At 53.1% G+C, this 17,702-nt stretch carries 21 protein-coding genes; 4 read left to right on the top strand and 17 right to left on the bottom strand.

Features of this window, described 5'->3' with window-relative positions; all coding sequences use genetic code 11:
- Positions 1-25: 25 nt before the first annotated feature.
- The 3 genes from M977_RS16175 to M977_RS16165 all read right to left on the bottom strand — a co-directional run bounded on the left by M977_RS16175 (position 26) and on the right by M977_RS16165 (position 1,288).
- Positions 26-328, bottom strand: a complete 303-nt coding sequence (locus tag M977_RS16175) for a helix-turn-helix domain-containing transcriptional regulator (RefSeq protein ID WP_064516854.1) — start codon at positions 326-328, stop codon at positions 26-28.
- On the bottom strand, positions 318-647 hold the full coding sequence (locus M977_RS16170) for a type II toxin-antitoxin system RelE/ParE family toxin (RefSeq protein WP_064516852.1): 330 nt from the start codon (positions 645-647) through the stop codon (positions 318-320). Before M977_RS16170 ends, M977_RS16175 begins: the two co-directional genes overlap by 11 nt.
- A gap of 212 nt (positions 648-859) precedes the next feature.
- The gene (locus M977_RS16165; RefSeq protein ID WP_064516850.1) at positions 860-1,288 is read right to left on the bottom strand and encodes an OsmC family protein; all 429 of its coding nucleotides are present in this window, start codon (positions 1,286-1,288) and stop codon (positions 860-862) included.
- Between the two features lie 155 nt (positions 1,289-1,443).
- Here M977_RS16165 and M977_RS16160 point away from each other — a divergent pair, with 155 nt between their 5' ends.
- From M977_RS16160 to M977_RS16150, 3 genes are all read left to right on the top strand, one after another.
- Positions 1,444-1,977, top strand: a complete 534-nt coding sequence (locus M977_RS16160; RefSeq protein ID WP_064516848.1) for a tetratricopeptide repeat protein — start codon at positions 1,444-1,446, stop codon at positions 1,975-1,977.
- 87 nt (positions 1,978-2,064) lie between these two features.
- Positions 2,065-2,514 carry an RNA polymerase sigma factor gene (locus M977_RS16155; protein ID WP_243839598.1) on the top strand — a complete coding sequence of 150 codons (450 nt, stop codon included), beginning with the start codon at positions 2,065-2,067 and terminating at the stop codon, positions 2,512-2,514.
- Positions 2,511-3,263: an anti-sigma factor family protein gene (locus M977_RS16150; RefSeq protein WP_064516844.1), complete on the top strand. Its 753-nt coding sequence runs from the start codon at positions 2,511-2,513 to the stop codon at positions 3,261-3,263. Before M977_RS16155 ends, M977_RS16150 begins: the two co-directional genes overlap by 4 nt.
- Before the next feature lie 54 nt (positions 3,264-3,317).
- Here the strand turns inward: M977_RS16150 and M977_RS16145 are convergent, their stop codons facing one another.
- The 13 genes from M977_RS16145 to entC all read right to left on the bottom strand — a co-directional run bounded on the left by M977_RS16145 (position 3,318) and on the right by entC (position 15,138).
- Positions 3,318-3,707, bottom strand: a complete 390-nt coding sequence (locus M977_RS16145) for a type II toxin-antitoxin system VapC family toxin (RefSeq protein WP_064516842.1) — start codon at positions 3,705-3,707, stop codon at positions 3,318-3,320.
- Positions 3,708-3,709: 2 nt separating this feature from the next.
- Positions 3,710-3,973, bottom strand: coding sequence for an antitoxin (locus tag M977_RS16140; protein ID WP_064516840.1), 264 nt, complete (start codon positions 3,971-3,973; stop codon positions 3,710-3,712).
- Positions 3,974-4,285: 312 nt separating this feature from the next.
- Positions 4,286-4,567 carry an acetolactate synthase small subunit gene (gene ilvN, locus M977_RS16135; protein WP_034456867.1) on the bottom strand — a complete coding sequence of 94 codons (282 nt, stop codon included), beginning with the start codon at positions 4,565-4,567 and terminating at the stop codon, positions 4,286-4,288.
- Between the two features lie 3 nt (positions 4,568-4,570).
- A complete protein-coding gene (ilvB, locus tag M977_RS16130; RefSeq protein ID WP_064516838.1) occupies positions 4,571-6,259 on the bottom strand; it encodes an acetolactate synthase large subunit in 1,689 nt (562 codons plus the stop codon).
- Between the two features lie 111 nt (positions 6,260-6,370).
- Positions 6,371-6,472, bottom strand: a complete 102-nt coding sequence (gene ivbL, locus M977_RS25270; protein WP_134183912.1) for an ilvB operon leader peptide IvbL — start codon at positions 6,470-6,472, stop codon at positions 6,371-6,373.
- 127 nt (positions 6,473-6,599) lie between these two features.
- Positions 6,600-7,622: a CobW family GTP-binding protein gene (locus M977_RS16125; protein WP_064516836.1), complete on the bottom strand. Its 1,023-nt coding sequence runs from the start codon at positions 7,620-7,622 to the stop codon at positions 6,600-6,602.
- Positions 7,623-7,637: 15 nt separating this feature from the next.
- Positions 7,638-7,835: a YbdD/YjiX family protein gene (locus M977_RS16120; RefSeq protein ID WP_034456870.1), complete on the bottom strand. Its 198-nt coding sequence runs from the start codon at positions 7,833-7,835 to the stop codon at positions 7,638-7,640.
- A 53-nt stretch (positions 7,836-7,888) separates the two neighbouring features.
- The gene (gene cstA / locus M977_RS16115; RefSeq protein ID WP_064516834.1) at positions 7,889-9,994 is read right to left on the bottom strand and encodes a pyruvate/proton symporter CstA; all 2,106 of its coding nucleotides are present in this window, start codon (positions 9,992-9,994) and stop codon (positions 7,889-7,891) included.
- Between the two features lie 304 nt (positions 9,995-10,298).
- Positions 10,299-10,715 (bottom strand): proofreading thioesterase EntH, encoded by a 417-nt coding sequence (gene entH, locus M977_RS16110; RefSeq protein WP_064516832.1) that lies wholly within the window; start codon positions 10,713-10,715, stop codon positions 10,299-10,301.
- Complete coding sequence (gene dhbA / locus M977_RS16105; protein WP_279586335.1) at positions 10,716-11,462, bottom strand: 2,3-dihydro-2,3-dihydroxybenzoate dehydrogenase; 747 nt, start codon at positions 11,460-11,462, stop codon at positions 10,716-10,718. It lies immediately after the preceding gene.
- Between the two features lie 2 nt (positions 11,463-11,464).
- The gene (locus M977_RS16100; RefSeq protein ID WP_064516828.1) at positions 11,465-12,325 is read right to left on the bottom strand and encodes an isochorismatase; all 861 of its coding nucleotides are present in this window, start codon (positions 12,323-12,325) and stop codon (positions 11,465-11,467) included.
- A 14-nt stretch (positions 12,326-12,339) separates the two neighbouring features.
- Entirely contained in the window at positions 12,340-13,956 is a 1,617-nt protein-coding gene (locus M977_RS16095) for a (2,3-dihydroxybenzoyl)adenylate synthase (RefSeq protein WP_064516826.1), read from the bottom strand.
- A complete protein-coding gene (gene entC / locus M977_RS16090) occupies positions 13,957-15,138 on the bottom strand; it encodes an isochorismate synthase EntC (RefSeq protein WP_064516824.1) in 1,182 nt (393 codons plus the stop codon). It abuts the gene before it with no gap.
- 204 nt (positions 15,139-15,342) lie between these two features.
- Between entC and fepB the strand changes: the two genes are divergently transcribed.
- The gene (fepB, locus tag M977_RS16085; protein ID WP_064516822.1) at positions 15,343-16,287 is read left to right on the top strand and encodes a Fe2+-enterobactin ABC transporter substrate-binding protein; all 945 of its coding nucleotides are present in this window, start codon (positions 15,343-15,345) and stop codon (positions 16,285-16,287) included.
- Positions 16,288-16,395: 108 nt separating this feature from the next.
- Here the strand turns inward: fepB and entS are convergent, their stop codons facing one another.
- Positions 16,396-17,628 (bottom strand): enterobactin transporter EntS, encoded by a 1,233-nt coding sequence (gene entS, locus M977_RS16080; RefSeq protein ID WP_064516820.1) that lies wholly within the window; start codon positions 17,626-17,628, stop codon positions 16,396-16,398.
- Between the last annotated feature and the right edge of the window lie 74 nt (positions 17,629-17,702).

The raw sequence follows: 17,702 nt of genomic DNA, 5'->3' as shown, positions 1-17,702 counted from the left end.
GGTTGTAAGTGGCGAGCATTTCCACTTAATTCGTCAGCTCCGCAAAACTGATTCCCGCAGCATTAATGATTTTTTTAGTGGTGCTGATGGTCGGGTTACCGCGTTCGGAAAGCGTTCTGTAGAGTGTTTCGCGATTCAGTTTGGTTTCGGCGGCAATTTTGCTCACCCCGCCTCGAGCTTCTACAAGGCGGCGTAAAGCCAGCAGGAATAACACTTCACCGTTTTCTTCATCCAGGCCCGCAAATGCCCCTTTTATATATTCAACGGCAAAGGCGGGATCTTCTTGAAGCATTTCAATAACAGTTTGGTCAAACTCGTTAAATTTCATTTTCTGACTCCCGATGTTCTTGCCACCACGCCACAGCCTGGTCGATATCCACCTGCTGTTTGCGTTTATCACCACCGAGCAGTAACAGATAAGTATTCTTGCCTTCATGGGCGTAATAAATTCTGTAGCCCGGCCCTTCATCAATGCGCATTTCCCAAACGCCTTGCCTGCAAGGCTTATGGTCACCTGGGTTATTGAGCGCTAACTGGTCAATTCGTTGAACGATTTTTGTTTTAGCGCGTGCATCCCTTAACACCCTTAACCACTCATCAAATGGAACCCTGCCATTTTGCAATTTGTAATACTTAATGATGTTCATCCCTGAAGCCCCTCGATTGTAGCTTTAATACCACAGCAGTCAATGAATAAATTTTGCGCGAAAAAGCTATTTGCGCAGCAGGCTACAGCAGGTCCAAAGAATACAGCGAGTGAAGTTCGAAGGGGGGGTCAGCTTTGCGGCATATCTTCCAGGATGGAAATAAATGGCACAACGCTGCCGCCGAAATTCATCGGGGCAGCGTGTAGAGAACGTTAGTTGAGTTTGTAATCGAGGGTGATTTCAGCTTTCATCAATTGTGAAACCGGACAACCCGCTTTGGCTTTTTGAATAATCTGGTCGAATTTAGCGCTATCTGCATTCGGCACTTTTACCGTACTGGTCAGTGCGATTTTAGTGATGGCGAAACCACCGTCGGTTTTATCCAGTGAAACATCGGCTACCGTGTCAATGCTTTCTGCTGTGTAGCCCTCTTCGCCAAGCATTAGCGAGAGCGCCATCGAGAAACAGGCTGCATGTGCGGCACCAATTAGCTCTTCTGGATTGGTACCTGCTGCGCCTTCAAAGCGGGTATTAAAACCATATGGCTGTTCTTTCAATGCGCCGCTCTCGGTAGAGACGGTGCCTTTACCGCGTTTAATGTCACCTTCCCAGTGAGCCTGCCCTTTCTTATGAATCGTCATCTTTGTGCTCCTGTTTTATTTATGCAAAGCATAAGTATAGAAGTTGAATCCAGGTCTGCTGACAACTAAGAGCAATCCTTATCGCGTAAAAATAAATCGAATAAACCCTCATCCCCAAGTGTTCACTGCATACCGAACACCACGAGGGCTTTACCATGAACCGTTTTTCTCCCTGGTTGTTACCTGCTGTTGTCAGCAGTTTCTTTTTACTTTCAGGCTATGCCCAGGCGATGGGTGGCAGCAGTGACGAGCCCACTCCGCCAACCTGCCCGAAAGGGCAAATTTATGACTCAAAAACCAAAACCTGCATGGTCGATAAAGGCGGGATGATTGGCGATGAAGCGCGTACCGATTACGCCTATGCGCTGGCAAAAGCGGACCGTTATCAGGAAGCACTGGATATGCTCAACACGCTAAAAGATCCCAATACTGCCGAAGCGCTGAATTACCGGGGTTACGCCACCCGCAAGCTTGGCCGCACGGATGAAGGCATCAGCTATTATTTAAAATCTGTGGCGCTTGATCCCAAATACCCCAAAGTTCGCGAATATCTGGGCGAAGCGTACATGATCAAAAATCGTCCTGATTTAGCACGCGAACAACTCGCGACCATCAAAACCCTGTGCGGCGTAGGTTGCGAAGAATATCGTGACCTGGCAGCAGCTATTGATGGCCACCCGGAATCCTGATATTCGCCTCTGGAGGCAAAAATCAGCAGCGAGACAATACGCAACGAAATCGCTCTCTACCTCTCCCGCCTGTGGCGTTACGGCCTGGTGCTCTCACACCGGCGGGATGTGGCGGACGATCTCGTTCAGGCAACCTGTGTGCGGGCGCTCGAACGCGCCTCACAATACGCCACTGGCAGTCGTATGGACCGCTGGCTGTTCTCTATTTTGCATTCGATCTGGATTAACGAAGTGCGGGCGCAGCAAATTCGCCGTGGGCAAGGTTTTGTCGATGTGGATGAACTGGTCGGCGAAGAAAACAGTGACGCCCCTATTTGGTCTAACGATGTCATGAAGCGGGTTAATCGTCTGCCGGAAGCCCAGCGGAATACCGTGTTTTTGGTGTATGTGGAAGAGTTGTCTTACCGGGAAGCAGCTGAAGTGCTAAATGTGCCTGTCGGCACGGTGATGAGCCGCCTTTCTACTGCACGCCTTACCCTCGCTCAGGACAACTCACTCCAGCCAGACTCGCCGCAAATCAAAGGAGAGAAATCATGAGCCTACCGCTGGGTTCGGACGAAATGCTGGTGGCGTATCTGGATAATGAGCTCAGTGATGCGCAGCGCAAAGATCTGGAAAAACGGCTGATTGAGGACGAGGCTCTTACTCAGCGCCTGGCTTTACTGGAACGCAGTAATCTGCCTTTTAAAACGGCTTTTGAACCGCTACTGGAGATGGCCCCGGCTAAGCGCTTACAACAGCGCCTCCCTCCTGAAATTCGCAAAACCTCAGGGGTTTCGCGACGGCATTTGATTGCAGCCGCGGTCGGTTTCCTGGCACTTGGCGTGGTGGGCGATCGAGTGATTATTCATTTAACGCAACCCGAAGATAACTGGCGCGAATTAGTTGCGCAGTATATGGCGCTTTATACGCCGGAAACACTGGCGGAAACGCCATCAAACCAGGCTATGGATGCGCAATTGCAGACAACGGGCGAGCAGCTAGGCCTCGTTCTTTCCTCTTCGAGTCTGTCGCTACCAGGTGCTGTATTAAAAAACGCACGAATGCTGGCATATGATAACCAGAAAATTGCGCAAATTACCTGGCTTGATGTAGTGCACGGCCCTATGGCGTTATGCATTACAAAAAATTCAGGCCGCGGGATGCAAAAGATGAACGAACAACGGCTCGGCATGAATATTGTTTATTGGGCAAGTGCGAACCACCAGTTTATGGTGATTGGGCATGGTTCTGAGGAACAAGTCAGTCAAGTCGCCGAGCGGCTACAAAGTACAATCGGAGCTTAGTTCAGGCAGGCAGCAACTTTGCTTGCCCACAGGCAAAAATTGCAAAGTGCACGCTTAGACCGTCCAGTCTTCGACACGCAAACGCGCCACCATAGTAAACGCACGATCGCTGGTGATAATCGTCGCGTTTCGGCTAAGGGCATGCGCGGCAATTAACTGATCAAGGTGGCCCATGACTTGGCCTTTTTGTTCCATTGCCGCGCGGAGCTGACCGTAGCATTTTGCGGCTTCACTATCCCAGGCGTATACGGTGACTGTTTCCAGAAAACCCTGCACTGCAGCAGTTAAGGCTTTGCTCTTGCGCTTAGCAACGCCATACAACAACTCAGCTTCCGTGATACTCGATATACAGATTTCTAAAGGACGCATTTGGGCAAGCTTTTCCAGCACCTTTGGGTGCTGGCGGAAAAGATAGCTCACCGTGTTGGTATCGAGCATATACATGGTCAGTCCATCCCTGCGAAAGGATCTCGGTCTGCAGTACCCTGGTTACGTTCTTGCTCGTCAAGGAAGTTACCCGGCACTTTTGCTTTTTTCAATAAAGCAAAAACGTTGTCCCATCCTTCTGGTTTAGCTGGTGTTTTTGAAAGAATCACGTTCCCGTCCTTGTCTTTGCGGATATACACCCTGTCGGTATCAAACTCAAATTCCACCGGTAACCTCACCGCCTGGTTTCTGCCGTTTTTAAAAAGCTTTGCGACGCGTTCCATGGGATCTCCTGACACTCATCGGCCTATGCCATAGCATATGCCAATGGAACACATCAAACAAGCTCACTTCTTGTTCGTTTAACGTCTGTGCCGGCAAATCTATCCTGGATGGGTGAACTTAGGTTGGCTTTATTTCAACCAATGAATGGTTTTGCGAGAAGCTTTCAGGATTATGAAAAAACGATGGGATATTGCAGTGAATAATGAGACTGATGACAAACCTTTCCCCAGGCCCGATTAGCGAAACAACATCCGAAACCATCGGCATAAACGGTGGATGTCGCTTGCGCTAATCCACCTTACACCATCTTTTTACTGCACCAGCGCAGTCAGCTTGCCAAATACGCCTGCGCCATCGGCATCACGCCTGATTTGCACCACATCCTCAAGCTTGTCGATCTGGCTAATCATCTGCTCAAGGCGCTGGTCGTCTGCCACTTGTAGCCAGATTCGGCTCTGATCACCCTGTGGGAGAGGAAGGCAGAGAATGCCTTCAACATTGAACGCACGGCGGGCAAACAGGCCACAAATATGAGACATCACGCCCGGATGGTTACGCACCGTAAGTTCCAGAATAACGGTTAGTTGTTGCATCGCTTACTCTCCAATCATCTCAATATTGGCAGCGCCTGGCGGCACCATCGGGAATACTTTTTCGCTGGCATCAATACGCACGTGGATCAGACATGGGCCTGGTCGTGAAATTGCGTCTTGCAATGCCTGTTGCGGGTTTTCTGCGGCGTTTAAATCGCACGTTGCGAGGCCAAAACCTTCGGCAATTTTCAGGAAGTTTGTCTGCCCTGAATAGGTCGCGGCAAAAACATTTTGTTGATAGAACAATGTTTGTTGTTGATGCACCAGCCCCAAAGCCTGGTTGTTGAGCAAAATAATTTTTACATCCAGATTGTGTTCAGCAGCAGTCGCCATCTCCTGAATATTCATCATGATGCTGCCGTCGCCAGTGAAGCACAGCACTTTGCGATTCGGTTCAGCTAATGCCGCACCTACCGCTGCTGGTAGGCCAAAGCCCATGGTTCCCAGGCCGCCAGAAGTCAGCCACTGGCGCGGACGGTTCAGCGGATACGCTTGCGCCACCCACATTTGGTGTTGGCCTACGTCAGTGGTGATAACGGCTTCATCATCCACACAGGCGGCCGCCGCGTTAATCAGGCCGTATGGCGTCAACGGGTTATCTGCACCAGGCATATTGAACGGGAATTCATGCTGCAAACCGGCTACTTGTTGCAGCCATGCCTCACGTGGTTTCGCGTCGATTTTTGGCAGTAATTGTTCAAGCACTTCACCCACGTCGGCGCGAATGGCAACATGAGCTTGTTTAATTTTACCCAGCTCAGCGCGGTCGATATCAACATGAATGATTTTCGCGTTCGGGCAGAACTCTTCGGTTTTACCAATCGCGCGGTCATCAAAACGTGCGCCCAGCACAATCAGCAAATCCGCTTCCTGCAAAATGTAGTTGGTGCTACGCGCACCGTGCATACCCAACATGCCCAACGATAACGGGTGTTTAGCAGGAACGGTGCCGAGAGCCATTAACGTCATGGTGGTGGGCAAGTTAGCTTTTTCGGCCAATGCTCGCGCATCAGCATGGGCATTAATCACCCCGCCGCCAAGATACAGCACCGGGCGCTGCGCCTGGTTAATCATCGCGGCAGCATCGGCAATTTGTTGGGCTTCAAATTGTGGTGCAGGAGTATGTGCGGAAACAGACGGCAACTCGTTGATGTCGATTTCTGCGGTCTGCACATCTTTTGGAATATCAATCCACACCGGACCAGGGCGGCCAGATTCAGCAATGCGAAACGCGTCGCAAATTACCTGTGGCAGTTCCGTAATATCGCGAACCAGATAGTTGTGTTTGGTGATAGGAATGGAGATGCCGTATGTGTCGACTTCCTGGAATGCGTCGGTGCCAATCATCGATTTCGGCACCTGCCCGGTGATACACACCAGCGGGATGGAATCGAGTCGCGCATCGGCAATTGCTGTGACCAGGTTTGTGGCACCAGGGCCGCTACAGGCGATGCATACCGCCGCTTTGCCCTGCGTTCGTGCCATGCCCTGCGCCATAAAGCCCGCGCCTTGTTCGTGGCGCGCCAGAATGTGGCGGATTTTTTGGCTTTGACTGAGTGCGTTGTAGAGCGGCAGAACGGTGCCACCGGGTATACCGCTAACGGTGGTGATGCCATGATGTTCAAGCATTTGCACAATTAATTGTGCACCCGTAATACGGTTTGCTTGCGGTGGGTTTTCCGAAATTGCCATTGCTCCAGTCCTTCTTCTTATGCCGTTTCGCTTTTGGCCGGGGGACTAAAACAAGAAACCCCGCCCGGTTTGCGCCGGCGGGGTTTTGGAATCGATGTGTTGATTCAGACCCTACGGCGCATTGCCGACGACGACCACCACCACACGCACGACGACCACCGCGGCTGGTAGCGCGGTTAGTAGTAGGGCTGATGTGTGCAGGTTAGTTGTCATTTGGGTCCTGAATGTGTTGTGTGTTTTTAACAGCGAATTTCATACAAACATACTGCTTCGTTTCGCACAACAGCTTTATTCGCCATGGATGAAAATCGTGCGTGAGATCACATCCGCGTTTCAGCGTTTAAATGGTTGTTGCAGCAAACTCCTGACGCAGCTCATCAATCGGCAGGTAACGCCCGATAATCACTAAGCGCGAAACGCGTGACTCGGACGGGTGCCACATCGAGCCATAATCAAAACCCACCACTTTATGCACACCCTGCACAATCAAGCGCTGCGGATGATCGGCAATCGCCAGTACACCTTTATAACGCAGCATGTCGTTGCCAAAACGCGCGATGCAGCTTTCCATAAATGCGCCGATTTTTTTCACATCCAGCATTCCGGCATCAAAAACATGCGCCTGAATGGCATCATCCCAGGAGCGTTTGGCCGGCATTTTACGGAACGGCTGGAAACGATCGGGGTGGCTGGTATCAGCACGAATCACATGGAACCCTGCGGCCACGTCGATGTTATCGGTGAGTTCAAAAGCGTTAAGATCAAGCCAAAACTCTTCCGGACACTCACCGTTTACGATCTCAAATAGATCCGCTTTGTTATTGATCCGATTAATCCGATCGAGCGCCAGCTGTTTTGTCTCTTCATCAACACGATCCGCTTTAGTCAGCAAAATACGATCGGCAAAGCCAAGCTGTGACGCCGCAACCGCATGCTCATCAAGCTGGCGTGAGATATGTTCGGCATCAGCAAGTGCGATAACCGCATCCAGGCGCAGCGCTTCACGCAGGTGTTCATCGACAAAGAAGGTCTGGACGATAGGTGCTGGGTCCGCAAGGCCCGTAGTTTCAACAATCAGACGCTCAAATTTCAGCGTTCCGGCAGCACGCTTTTCCAGCATTTCTCTTAATGCTGCGGTGAATTCCCCGCGCACGCTGCAACAGACACAACCATTGCTCAATTCCACAACGTTGACGTTTTCACCGCCTCTGAGCAATGCGCCGTCAATGTTTACTGCGCCAAATTCGTTTTCAAGAATAGCGACGGGGGCGTTGTCGCAATGGGCGAGAAAATAGTTGAGAAGTGTGGTTTTCCCGGAGCCGAGAAAACCCGTTAACAGGGTGACAGATACCGCTTGATTCATGTCAAATTCCTTCGTTTAGCAGCAGCGAGCGCCGCCTTTTCCGCCGTAGCGCGCATCCTGACGCTCACGGAAAAACTCTTCATATGTCATCGGCGTCTGCTCCGGATGGGTCAGACGAATGTGTTGCACGTAGTTGTCGTAATCAGGGACGCCAACCATCAGTTTAGCGGCCTGGCCGAGATATTTTCCAGCTTTAGCGAGTGTGTCGAACATGGTAGCTCCGGGCGTAAAATCCATCTCCCCTTACGGGGAGATGGATGAATGGCTTAGTGCGCACTTTTCGCCTGCGCAACAATCTGCTCAACATCTTCAGGCATCTTCTGGTAAGGCGTTTCCTTCGCCGTTGGCGTGTCCGATCTCAGCGCCTGGCGCGCGGTTTTAATCGCAAACAGACCAATCACCACCACAACCACCATAAAGAAGATGGTCAGCCCAGCATCCAGACGGTTGTTAAACACCAGTTGGGTAAGCTGAGACTGAGTGTATTGCGCGGGAATATTGCCGCTGTCTATCATTGCCTGGAACTTGTTAGCGATAGCCAGGAAGCCCACTTTCGGGTTGTCGCTGAACGCTTTTTGCCAACCAGCAGTCAGCGTACAGAACAGCAGCCAGGCCGTTGGCACCAGCGCCACCCAGGCGTATTTCTGTTTCTTCATCTTAAACAGCACGACCGCACACAGCATCAGCGCCATACCCGCCAGCATCTGGTTAGCAATACCAAACAGAGGCCACAGGGTGTTAATACCGCCAAGGGGGTCAACAACGCCCTGATGCAGGAAATAACCCCATGCCAGCACGCAAAGTGCCGTCGCCAGTAAGTTCGCAGGCAACGAATCTGTACGCTTGAGGCTTGGGGAGATTACGCCCAACAAGTCTTGCAGCATAAAGCGCGCCGCGCGTGTACCGGCGTCGACCGCAGTCAAAATGAACAGTGCTTCAAACAGGATAGCGAAGTGATACCAGAACGACACATCCATCAAGCCGCCCAACGCGCCATGCAGAATATACGCCATACCAACCGCAAGCGTTGGTGCACCGCCTGCACGGGAAATGATGCTTTGCTCGCCCACTTCATTGGCAATGTTGGTTAAGGTGTCTGGAGTGATATGGAAGCCCCAGCTACTGACAACACTTGCCGCAGAGGTGACGACATCCACCGTCCCTGCCGGAGCCAGCACCGCCATCGGGCTGTTCATTGCGAAGTAGACGCCTGGGTCGATAACACAGGCCGCCACCAGCGCCATAATCGCCACAAACGATTCCATCAACATGCCACCGTAACCGATGAAGCAAGCCTGGTTTTCGTTAGCCAGCATTTTCGGCGTGGTGCCAGAGGCAATCAGCGCGTGGAAGCCTGAAACTGCACCGCATGCAATGGTGATAAACAAGAACGGGAACAGGTCACCAGTCCAGACCGGGCCAGTACCGTCAATGAATTTTGTTAGTGATGGCATTTGCAGCGTTGGGCGCATAATCAAGATGCCAATCGCCAGCCCAATAATGGTGCCGATTTTCAGGAAGGTTGAGAGGTAATCACGCGGTGCCAGCAGCAGCCAAACTGGCAGAACTGCTGCGACAAAACCATAACCCACCAACATCCAGGTCAGTTGCACACCAGTAAAGTCGAAGTACGGTGCCCAGATTGGGCTTTCGGCAACCCAACCGCCAGAAATAATGGCAAATATCAGCATCACCAGGCCGATAACTGACACTTCACCAATGCGGCCAGGGCGCAGGTAGCGGATATAGACACCCATAAACAACGCCAGCGGAATGGTGAACGCCACGGTGTAGGTGCCCCACGGGCTATGGGTCAGCGCTTTCACCACAATCATCGCCAGCACCGCGAGGATGATAACCATGATCATAAAGCAGGCCACTAGCGCGATCACACCCGCCGTGTTGCCCATCTCTTCTTTCACCAGTTCGCCCAGTGAACGCCCGTCACGACGGGTTGAGACAAACAGCACCATAAAATCTTGTACTGCACCGGCTAACACCACACCAGCCAGAAGCCAGAGCATACCAGGCAAGTAACCCATTTGCGCGGCAAGCACCGGCCCGACAAGCGGTCCCGCACCAGCAATCGCAGCAAAGTGGTGACCGAACAACACTTTCTTGTCGGTAGGTACGTAGTCAAGCCCGTCGTTATGGCGCACAGCTGGCGTCATACGAGTGGCATCAACAGTTAACACCCGTTTAGCGATAAACAGGCCGTAGTAACGATAAGCGATGAGGTAAACGCAGATTGAGGCAACTACAATCCACAATGCGTTTATCTGTTCGCCACGATTGAGTGCGATGTAGCCGAGCGCGAATGCACCTATCAGTGCAAGCACAGCCCATATGAGGTGTTTCCCTGGATTATTCATATTGTTTTCCATGTGTAGAGCCAGAGGTAGAGGCAGACGGTATTACCGTTTTGTTCTAGAACAAGCACATGGATTTAACAACATTGAAACATTGGAATACAGTGGTTTGACCAGGTCTTTACATCAGCTTGTTAAGGAGATCACGATGTGGGGGGATCCGCTGTCCCAGCAGGGAGTTATTGGATATAACAAGCCGGAGGTTTTCCGTTCACCCGAACGTTATTCGATCCCATAGATATCGGTGAACGGTGAACGGAACAATCACAACCCTGACAATGTATGCGGCTGAATCCACCATAAACGTTCACCCCAACGTCGCCGTCGTCAACCGACTCGTACAGCACCTTTTCCCGCGAGCATCAAAAATCGTAATTTCCCACACCTGGGAAGACCGTCCTAAATGCAGCGGTTTGCATACTCCACGCACCGTTCCTGATGCCACCGCGCGATGATGGCTGGCGTTTATCTCCGTTCCCACCACGCACTGCCCTTCGCTCGTCGTCAGAAATCCAGCCATAGACCCCAGCGTTTCTGCCAGCACCACAGACGCGCCGCCATGTAGCAAACCAAATGGCTGTTGGGTGCGGTGATCAACAGGCATTTGCGCTTCCAGACTTTCGTCATCCATGCGTGTGTAAACAATACCGAGATGCTCAACCATCGTTCCGACGCTGGTTTTATTTAGCGCCTCGAGCGTAAGTTCCCTTTTCCAGATACTCATTCAGGCTCCAAGCGTTGCGCCGCCATCAATCACAATATCCTGCAACGTGATGTGGCTGGCGTGCGTTGAAGCGAGGAACAAAATCGTGCTGGCGATCTCCTGCGGGCAAGCGATTTTGCCCAGCGGAATACCCAGTTTGAACTGTTCCGGGAAGCCCTGAATACGCTGCTGTTCGGCATCTGGCGTTTTCCATAGCGTGCGTTGCATATCGGTATCCGTCGAACCCGGCGACACCACATTGCAGCGCACACCAAACGGAGCCAGTTCCAGGCCAACGGTTAGCGCGAGGCTTTTTAGCGCCGCTTTCGACGCACCATAAGCCGACATTCCTGTACGCGGCGTGTGTGCCGCATCGGATGCAACGGTGACAATCGCCCCGCTGCGCTGTTCGCGCATGCGTGGCATCACGGCGCGGAACATATTGAACGCGCCGCCGACGTTGACCGCAAATGTGTCCTGCCAGTCCTGCAACGCCAGGGCATCGGTTGCGCCCATGCGCAAAATTCCCGCTGCGTTCACCAACACATCCAGTTGCTGTTCGTCGCTAAGTATTCTTTGAGTCACGCGGCCCACCTGGTCTGCATCCGCCACGTTGACCACTTCGGTGGCGAACGGATAAATATCCAACGGGAACGCCAGATCAAAGCCGACAACCGTCGCACCCGCGTCGCTAAACGCCCGCGCGGTGTGGTAACCAATGCCTCTGCCTGCCCCCGTTACCCAAACTTGTTTGCCGCTAAAATCGATGTTCATGCCGCGACTTCCCGCGACAGCAGCACCCACCAGGCGTCAATCGTCGGGTTCTTCGCCAGCATCACGAAATCAATGTCGGCGTGGATTTTGCGCCAGCGTGCCGCCAGCGCCATCATGCGCACGGAATCAAGACCGTAATCAATCAGGTTTTCGTCATCTTCAGGGATATCAGATTCATCAAGCAGCGGCAGGACGATTTCACGCAGTTGCTGTTTGTTTTGCGGCGCGCTTTCCGGCAATAAATCGCGGGTCATCACCACGCGCCCGGAACGGCCTGCAGTGTATTTCAGCGCCATCATGTGCTCTTCGCGGCTGAAATCAGCCAGCGCGTCGGCCACCATAAAAGGTTTGATATCACGCATAAACGCGTCAGTTGCCGTAGTCATGCAGCCAATGTGCGCGTATACACCGCAGATAATGAGCTGGTTGCGTCCCGTTTCTTTTAAAGCTTGCTCCAGCGGCGAGCGGATAAACGCGCTGTACCGCCATTTGGTCAGCACCGTGTCGTGTTCGTCTGGCGCAAGTTCTGCCACCACTTTCTGGCGTTCAGGGTATTTGTTTAAGCCCGGCCCCCACATGTCGTTGAGCAGCGCACGGTCTTCATCGCTCTGGGCATTAGGCTGCGCGGTGTAGTAGACCGGAATATTGTGGCGCTTGCAGTAATCGCGCAGCGCGGCAATGTTGGCGATAACCTGCTGGATCATCGGGCAATTGTCGCCCCAGAAATCGATGAAATATTCCTGCATATCGTGAATCAGCAGTGCCGCACGCTCGGGCTCTAACGCCCAGCTCACTTTGTTTTCCGGGATGTCGGCAGCTGTCGGTAAGGTGTATGCGTTCAGTTTTGGAATAGCCATAAATTCTCCGTCAATCAGGAAGCCAGTTGCTTATCAGCAATCAACTGGCGCAAACGTTTTTTGTCCACTTTGCCCACCGCGGTTAGCGGCAGGTTCTCAACGATTTCAATACGATCCGGCAGCTTGAAGTCGGCAATACCTAACTCACGCAAATAACGGCGAATTTCCACCGGGCGGAACGGGCGGCTGCCGACGATAAACGCGCAGCTTTTCTCGCCCAATAAACTGTCTTCCATCGAAACCAATGCGGCATGCACGATCTCTTCGTGGCGCAGTAACAGGTTTTCGATCTCCTCGGCGGCGATCTTCTCCCCGCCACGGTTGATCTGATCTTTCTCGCGCCCCTGCACGGTGATGTAGCCGTCTTCGGCAATCGAAATCAGATCGCCCGAGCAGTAGAAACCGTTGGCATCAAAGGCGCTGGCGTTGTGCTCCGGGCTGCGGTAATAGCCACGGAAGGTGTATGGCCCACGCGTCATCAGGCGGCCGACTTCGCCGTGTGGTAACGGGTTTCCCTGCTCATCGGCCACCCAGACTTCGTCGTCCGGGCACATTGGTTTGCCCTGGGTTTTGAAGATGTGGTCGTTATCGTCGTCAAGGCGCGTGTAGTTCACCAGGCCTTCGGCCATGCCGAAAACTTGCTGTAACTGGCAGCCAATTTCAGCGGGAATGCGGGCGGCCAGCGCTTCGCTCAAACGTGCGCCGCCCACCTGCAACAACGCCAGCGACTCAAGGGATTTATTGCTGCCCCACTCGCCAATCGCTTGCAGCCACAGGCTGACGGCCGGCGGCACCAGCGCGGTGGCATTGATTTGGTGGCGTTCAATCAGCGGGAAACAGAGCGTGGCACTCGGGTCATTTGCCAACACCACGCGCCCGCCGCCATAAAACACGCCCAGCGAACCAGGCGAACTTAGCGCGTAGTTGTGTGCCGCCGGGATCGCGCACAGAAAGCGCGTGTTCGCATCAAAGCGGCAGATTTCTACGCTACGGCGAATGCTGTAGTAGTAGTCGTTATGAGTGCGAGGGATCAGTTTTGGCGTGCCGGTACTACCGCCAGAAAGCTGGAAAAAGGCCACTTCATCGGCCGCCGATGGCGAAGCGACAAAGTTGTCTTCCGCTTCGTTGATGAAGGCACTTAGCGAACGTTCACGATCGTTTTCATTGAGCAACACAGCCATGCGTAGCGATGCGTTTTGCTGGCACAGCGACTCGAGAAAATCATCATGAGCGAACAAACTGTGTTTGCGATCGGCAATCAGCACCACCGGCTCGATTTGCTTAGCGTAGGCTTCCATTTCGGTGCGCTGGTGGCTGAACAGCGCGTTAACCGGAGCCACGCCAATCTTCAGCAGTGCAAACAGTGTGATATAAAGTTCTGCCACGTTGCCAAGTTGAACCAGCGCGGTTTCACCACGGCTCAGGCCACGGCGCTGTAGTGCGCAGGCCAGCCGCGTAGCGGCCAGTTCGAGTTCGCGATAGCTGTAATGGCGCTCACCTTCGATTAACGCAATCGCGTCGTTTTTGGCCTGGCGGCTGAGAATATCGGTAAGAGGCAAGTCGGCCCAGTAACCTTTTTCGCGGTAGCGAGCGGCCAGTTCATCCGGCCAGCGAGTGAATTGAATCGCCATTTAATTAAGTCCAAATACGTTGAGCATGGTGGAAAGTTTGACGCCGGTTTCGCGCCATTCCGATTCAGGAGAGGAAGCAGGCACAATCCCTGCTCCAGCGAACAGGCGCACCTGGTTACCGCCCACGCGGGCGCAGCGAATAGTGACTACCCACTCGCCGTTACCTTCGGCGTCACACCAGCCGACGATGCCGCCAAACAGTTCGCGGTCGAACGGTTCCAGTTCGGCAATTAATTTTTGCGCCACATCGTGCGGGAAACCGCTCAACGCCGGGGTTGGGTGCAGCAGGCAGGCAAGCGAAAGCGCGTTGTGTTGATGGTCTTCAACCTGGCCGTAAATCGGGGTCGCGAGGTGCCATAAAGTTGGCGTGGTGATAAGTTCCGGCGTATCGGAAAGCGTTAAATGTTGGCTATGCGGCTGCAAAACATCGCGCATCGCCTGGGTCACGAGGCCGTGTTCGTGGCGGTCTTTGCTTGAGCGCAGCAGCTGCGCACCAATTTCGCTGTCGCGCTGGATATTGTTTGTATCGCGACGCGCCGAACCTGCCAGCGGCAAGGAGCTGAAATTCTTGCCCGATTTGCGTAGCAGCAATTCCGGGCTGGCACCCACCAGCGAGCTGCCATCGGCTAGCGGCACGTGGAAGTTGTAGCTGGTCGGGTTTTGGCTAATCAGGCGATTGAGCAAAGCATCGAGGTCAACGGGCGCATCCGTTTCAATATCAATCAGGCGCGAGAGCACCACTTTGTCGATGTCCGGCAGTGCTGTGGCGGCAGCGGCGTGAGCCACCATTTCCATAAATTTATCTTGTTCAGGGACAGCTTTACGCGCGGCAATGTTCAGCGGTTGGGCCGCACCACACTGGCTGGAATCAATCTGGCGTTGAGCACGTGAAAACGTCTGCCAGCTTTCAGGAATAAACAATGCTGATGGTTGGCGGGGATCGAAGGGGATTGCGCCTACGGCAACGGGCTTCTCGATACCGTGCTTTTTGGCGTTTTTGAACGCTTCACGCAACTGTTTTTGCAGCCCAGCATTGAGGTTTTCACCATCAAGTGCCGGGCAGTCGAGTCGAGTAAAGCAGCCGCTTGTCGAGAAACTTCGATAAGGCGACATAAAGAAAAAACTATCGGCACAAGAAGTTAGCTGTTTTTCTTGCGGCTGCCGGGCCAGTAACGTATCCATCCATCCTCCGTCAAAAAATGATAAAAGATATTAATAATAATTATCATTTGTATTTCGGAGTCGTAACCTAAAGAGAAACCGCCGCGCTGTCAACAAAGGCAAATTTATTTTAACAATTGTGCCGCTTGCACCCTGATGGCATAACAGTGAAAATGAGAAGCATTACCATAACTTTGCGCATAATTTCCTACAGGATGTCATTGAGTGAAAATCAGATTCTCCGCACTAATCCTTTTCTGCCTGAGCAGCTTTGCCCACGCCGCCGACTGGCCGCGCACCATCACCGACAGCCACGGTACGCACACGTTTGAGCAGGCACCGCAGCGTATTGTTTCAACCAGCGTGACGTTAACCGGCTCGCTGCTGGCCATTGATGCGCCCGTTATCGCAAGCGGTGCAACGACGCCTGGCAACCGAATGGGTGACGCGCAGGGTTTTCTGCGCCAGTGGGGAGATGTGGCTAAGGAGCGTAACGTTCAACGCTTATATATTGGCGAAGCCAGCGCCGAAGCCGTTGCCGCACAAATGCCGGATCTGATTTTGATTAGTGCAACCGGTGGTGATTCTGCCCTCGCCCTTTATGAGCAGCTCTCTGCCATCGCACCAACGCTTGTGATTAATTATGACGACAAGAGCTGGCAGCAATTACTGACTCAGCTTGGTGGCATCACCGGGCATGAGAAGCAAGCCGCCGGGCGAATTGCCAGTTTTGATAAGCATCTGAGCGAAGCAAAAATGCATATGACATTGCCACCGCAGCCGGTGACCGCGCTGGTTTATACCCCTGCCTCACATTCGGCGAACTTGTGGACGTCAGAATCTGCGCAAGGGAAATTGCTTCAGCAGCTTGGCTTCACGTTGTCGACGTTACCCGCGACAATTCAGGCCAGTAAGAGCATGGGGAAACGTCATGACATTGTGCAACTTGGTGGGGAAAACCTGGCCGCAGGTTTGAACGGTGAAAGTCTGTTCCTGTTTGCCAGCGATGAAAAAGATGCCACCGCGCTGGAAAACAACCCGCTGCTTTCGCATTTGCCTGCCGTGCAGCACAAGCAAGTTTATGCGCTGGGCACTGAAACTTTCCGTCTGGATTATTACAGTGCCACTCAGATTCTGGAGCGGATGAGTAAGCTGTTTGCCAGTAAGTAATGGATTGCATGTCGGATGTCGCTAACGCTAATCCGACCTACTGCTTTGAGGTGATTGCGTGGTTTTTCCATGTCGGATGTCACAGCGACATCCGACATGGTTCATGTTTTAAGCAGGAACGGTTTGCTGGTAACGTCGCAATTGCACCAGCACAATCGCCAGCACAACCCCGCATATCGTCAGCGCAAAACCACCCGAGCTTGCAGCCGCAACAGGCGTCATAGCAACGGTCATTCCGCCCAAAATCGCAGCACCAATCGCATCACCCGTCACGTTCTGCGCAGTCCACAGGCCGTTGATACGCCCTAACATCCCGTCCGGGGTAAGCGTCTGAATTAGCGTGTATTGCAACAAAGAGCTAATCGCACTGAGATAACCAAACAGCGCAAGGCACGCCAGCCCAAGCCCCCAAACCGGCATCAGGCTGAAAATGCCAATCGAGATAAACGACACAATACCCGTTCCCAGCATGATCATGCCCGGACTCGCGTGATGGGCAATACGCCCGCTGGTCAACGCGCCAATGGCGGCTCCCAGTGGTACGGCGGCATACATCAGGCCGATTTGCGCCGCACTCATTTGCCAGTGCCCGGCGAGCGCCGGATATAACACGCGCACCGCACTCGCCATCGTGAGCAACGCGCCGACTAACGCAATGCCGCCGATAATCGGGTGGCCAACCAGAAAACGTAAACCATTCCACAGTGACAGCAGCGGGTTTTCACGCGCTTGTGGTGGCGGTGCCAGTTTCGGCAAACTCAGCAACGGCAGCAAAGTGATAAAGGTGCCGACGGAAGCCAGCGCGTAGTTCCACACCACGCCGCCCGACGCCAGCAGCAGCCCGCCGATCATCGGTGAAATCACCGAGCCCAGGCGCACTGTGAGCATGGTAATCGCACTTGCCTGCATCAGGTTTTCACGCCCCACCAGCGCAGGTGTTGCGGCTAAAAGCGCAGTCACACCGAGCGCACCAAAGAACCCATCCCACACGCCAAGCAGGTAAATCGCCGCCAGCGATGGTTCAGGTAATGCGGCGTTAATCGTCAGGCCAATAAAGCCGACGCCGCAGGTAGAACGGGCCAGAAGAATCAGGCGGCGGCGCTCGTGGCGGTCTGCCAGCACACCCCCCATCATCAAACCGATAAACATCGCCGAACCGGTTAGCGTCACCGCAAGACCGACCTGCAAAGAAGAACCCGTCAGGGTCTGAATTTGTACCGGCACCGCAACGCCCAACAACCCCAACGAAACAATGGAGATAAAACGGGCGAGGAAGACCGCACGAAAAGCGGGATGAGTCTTGAGTAAACTGAGATTAAGCAGCAAAGAATTGCGGTTCATTACATGGCCTTAAAGCGAATTTTTCTTTCCGGGTACGAGGCGGCTCATGCTAACATAAACAAATAAGAGTGATA

Source organism: Buttiauxella gaviniae ATCC 51604, assembly GCF_001654835.1.
Lineage (GTDB): Bacteria > Pseudomonadota > Gammaproteobacteria > Enterobacterales > Enterobacteriaceae > Buttiauxella > Buttiauxella gaviniae.
This window is presented reverse-complemented; position numbering and strand designations above follow the sequence as displayed.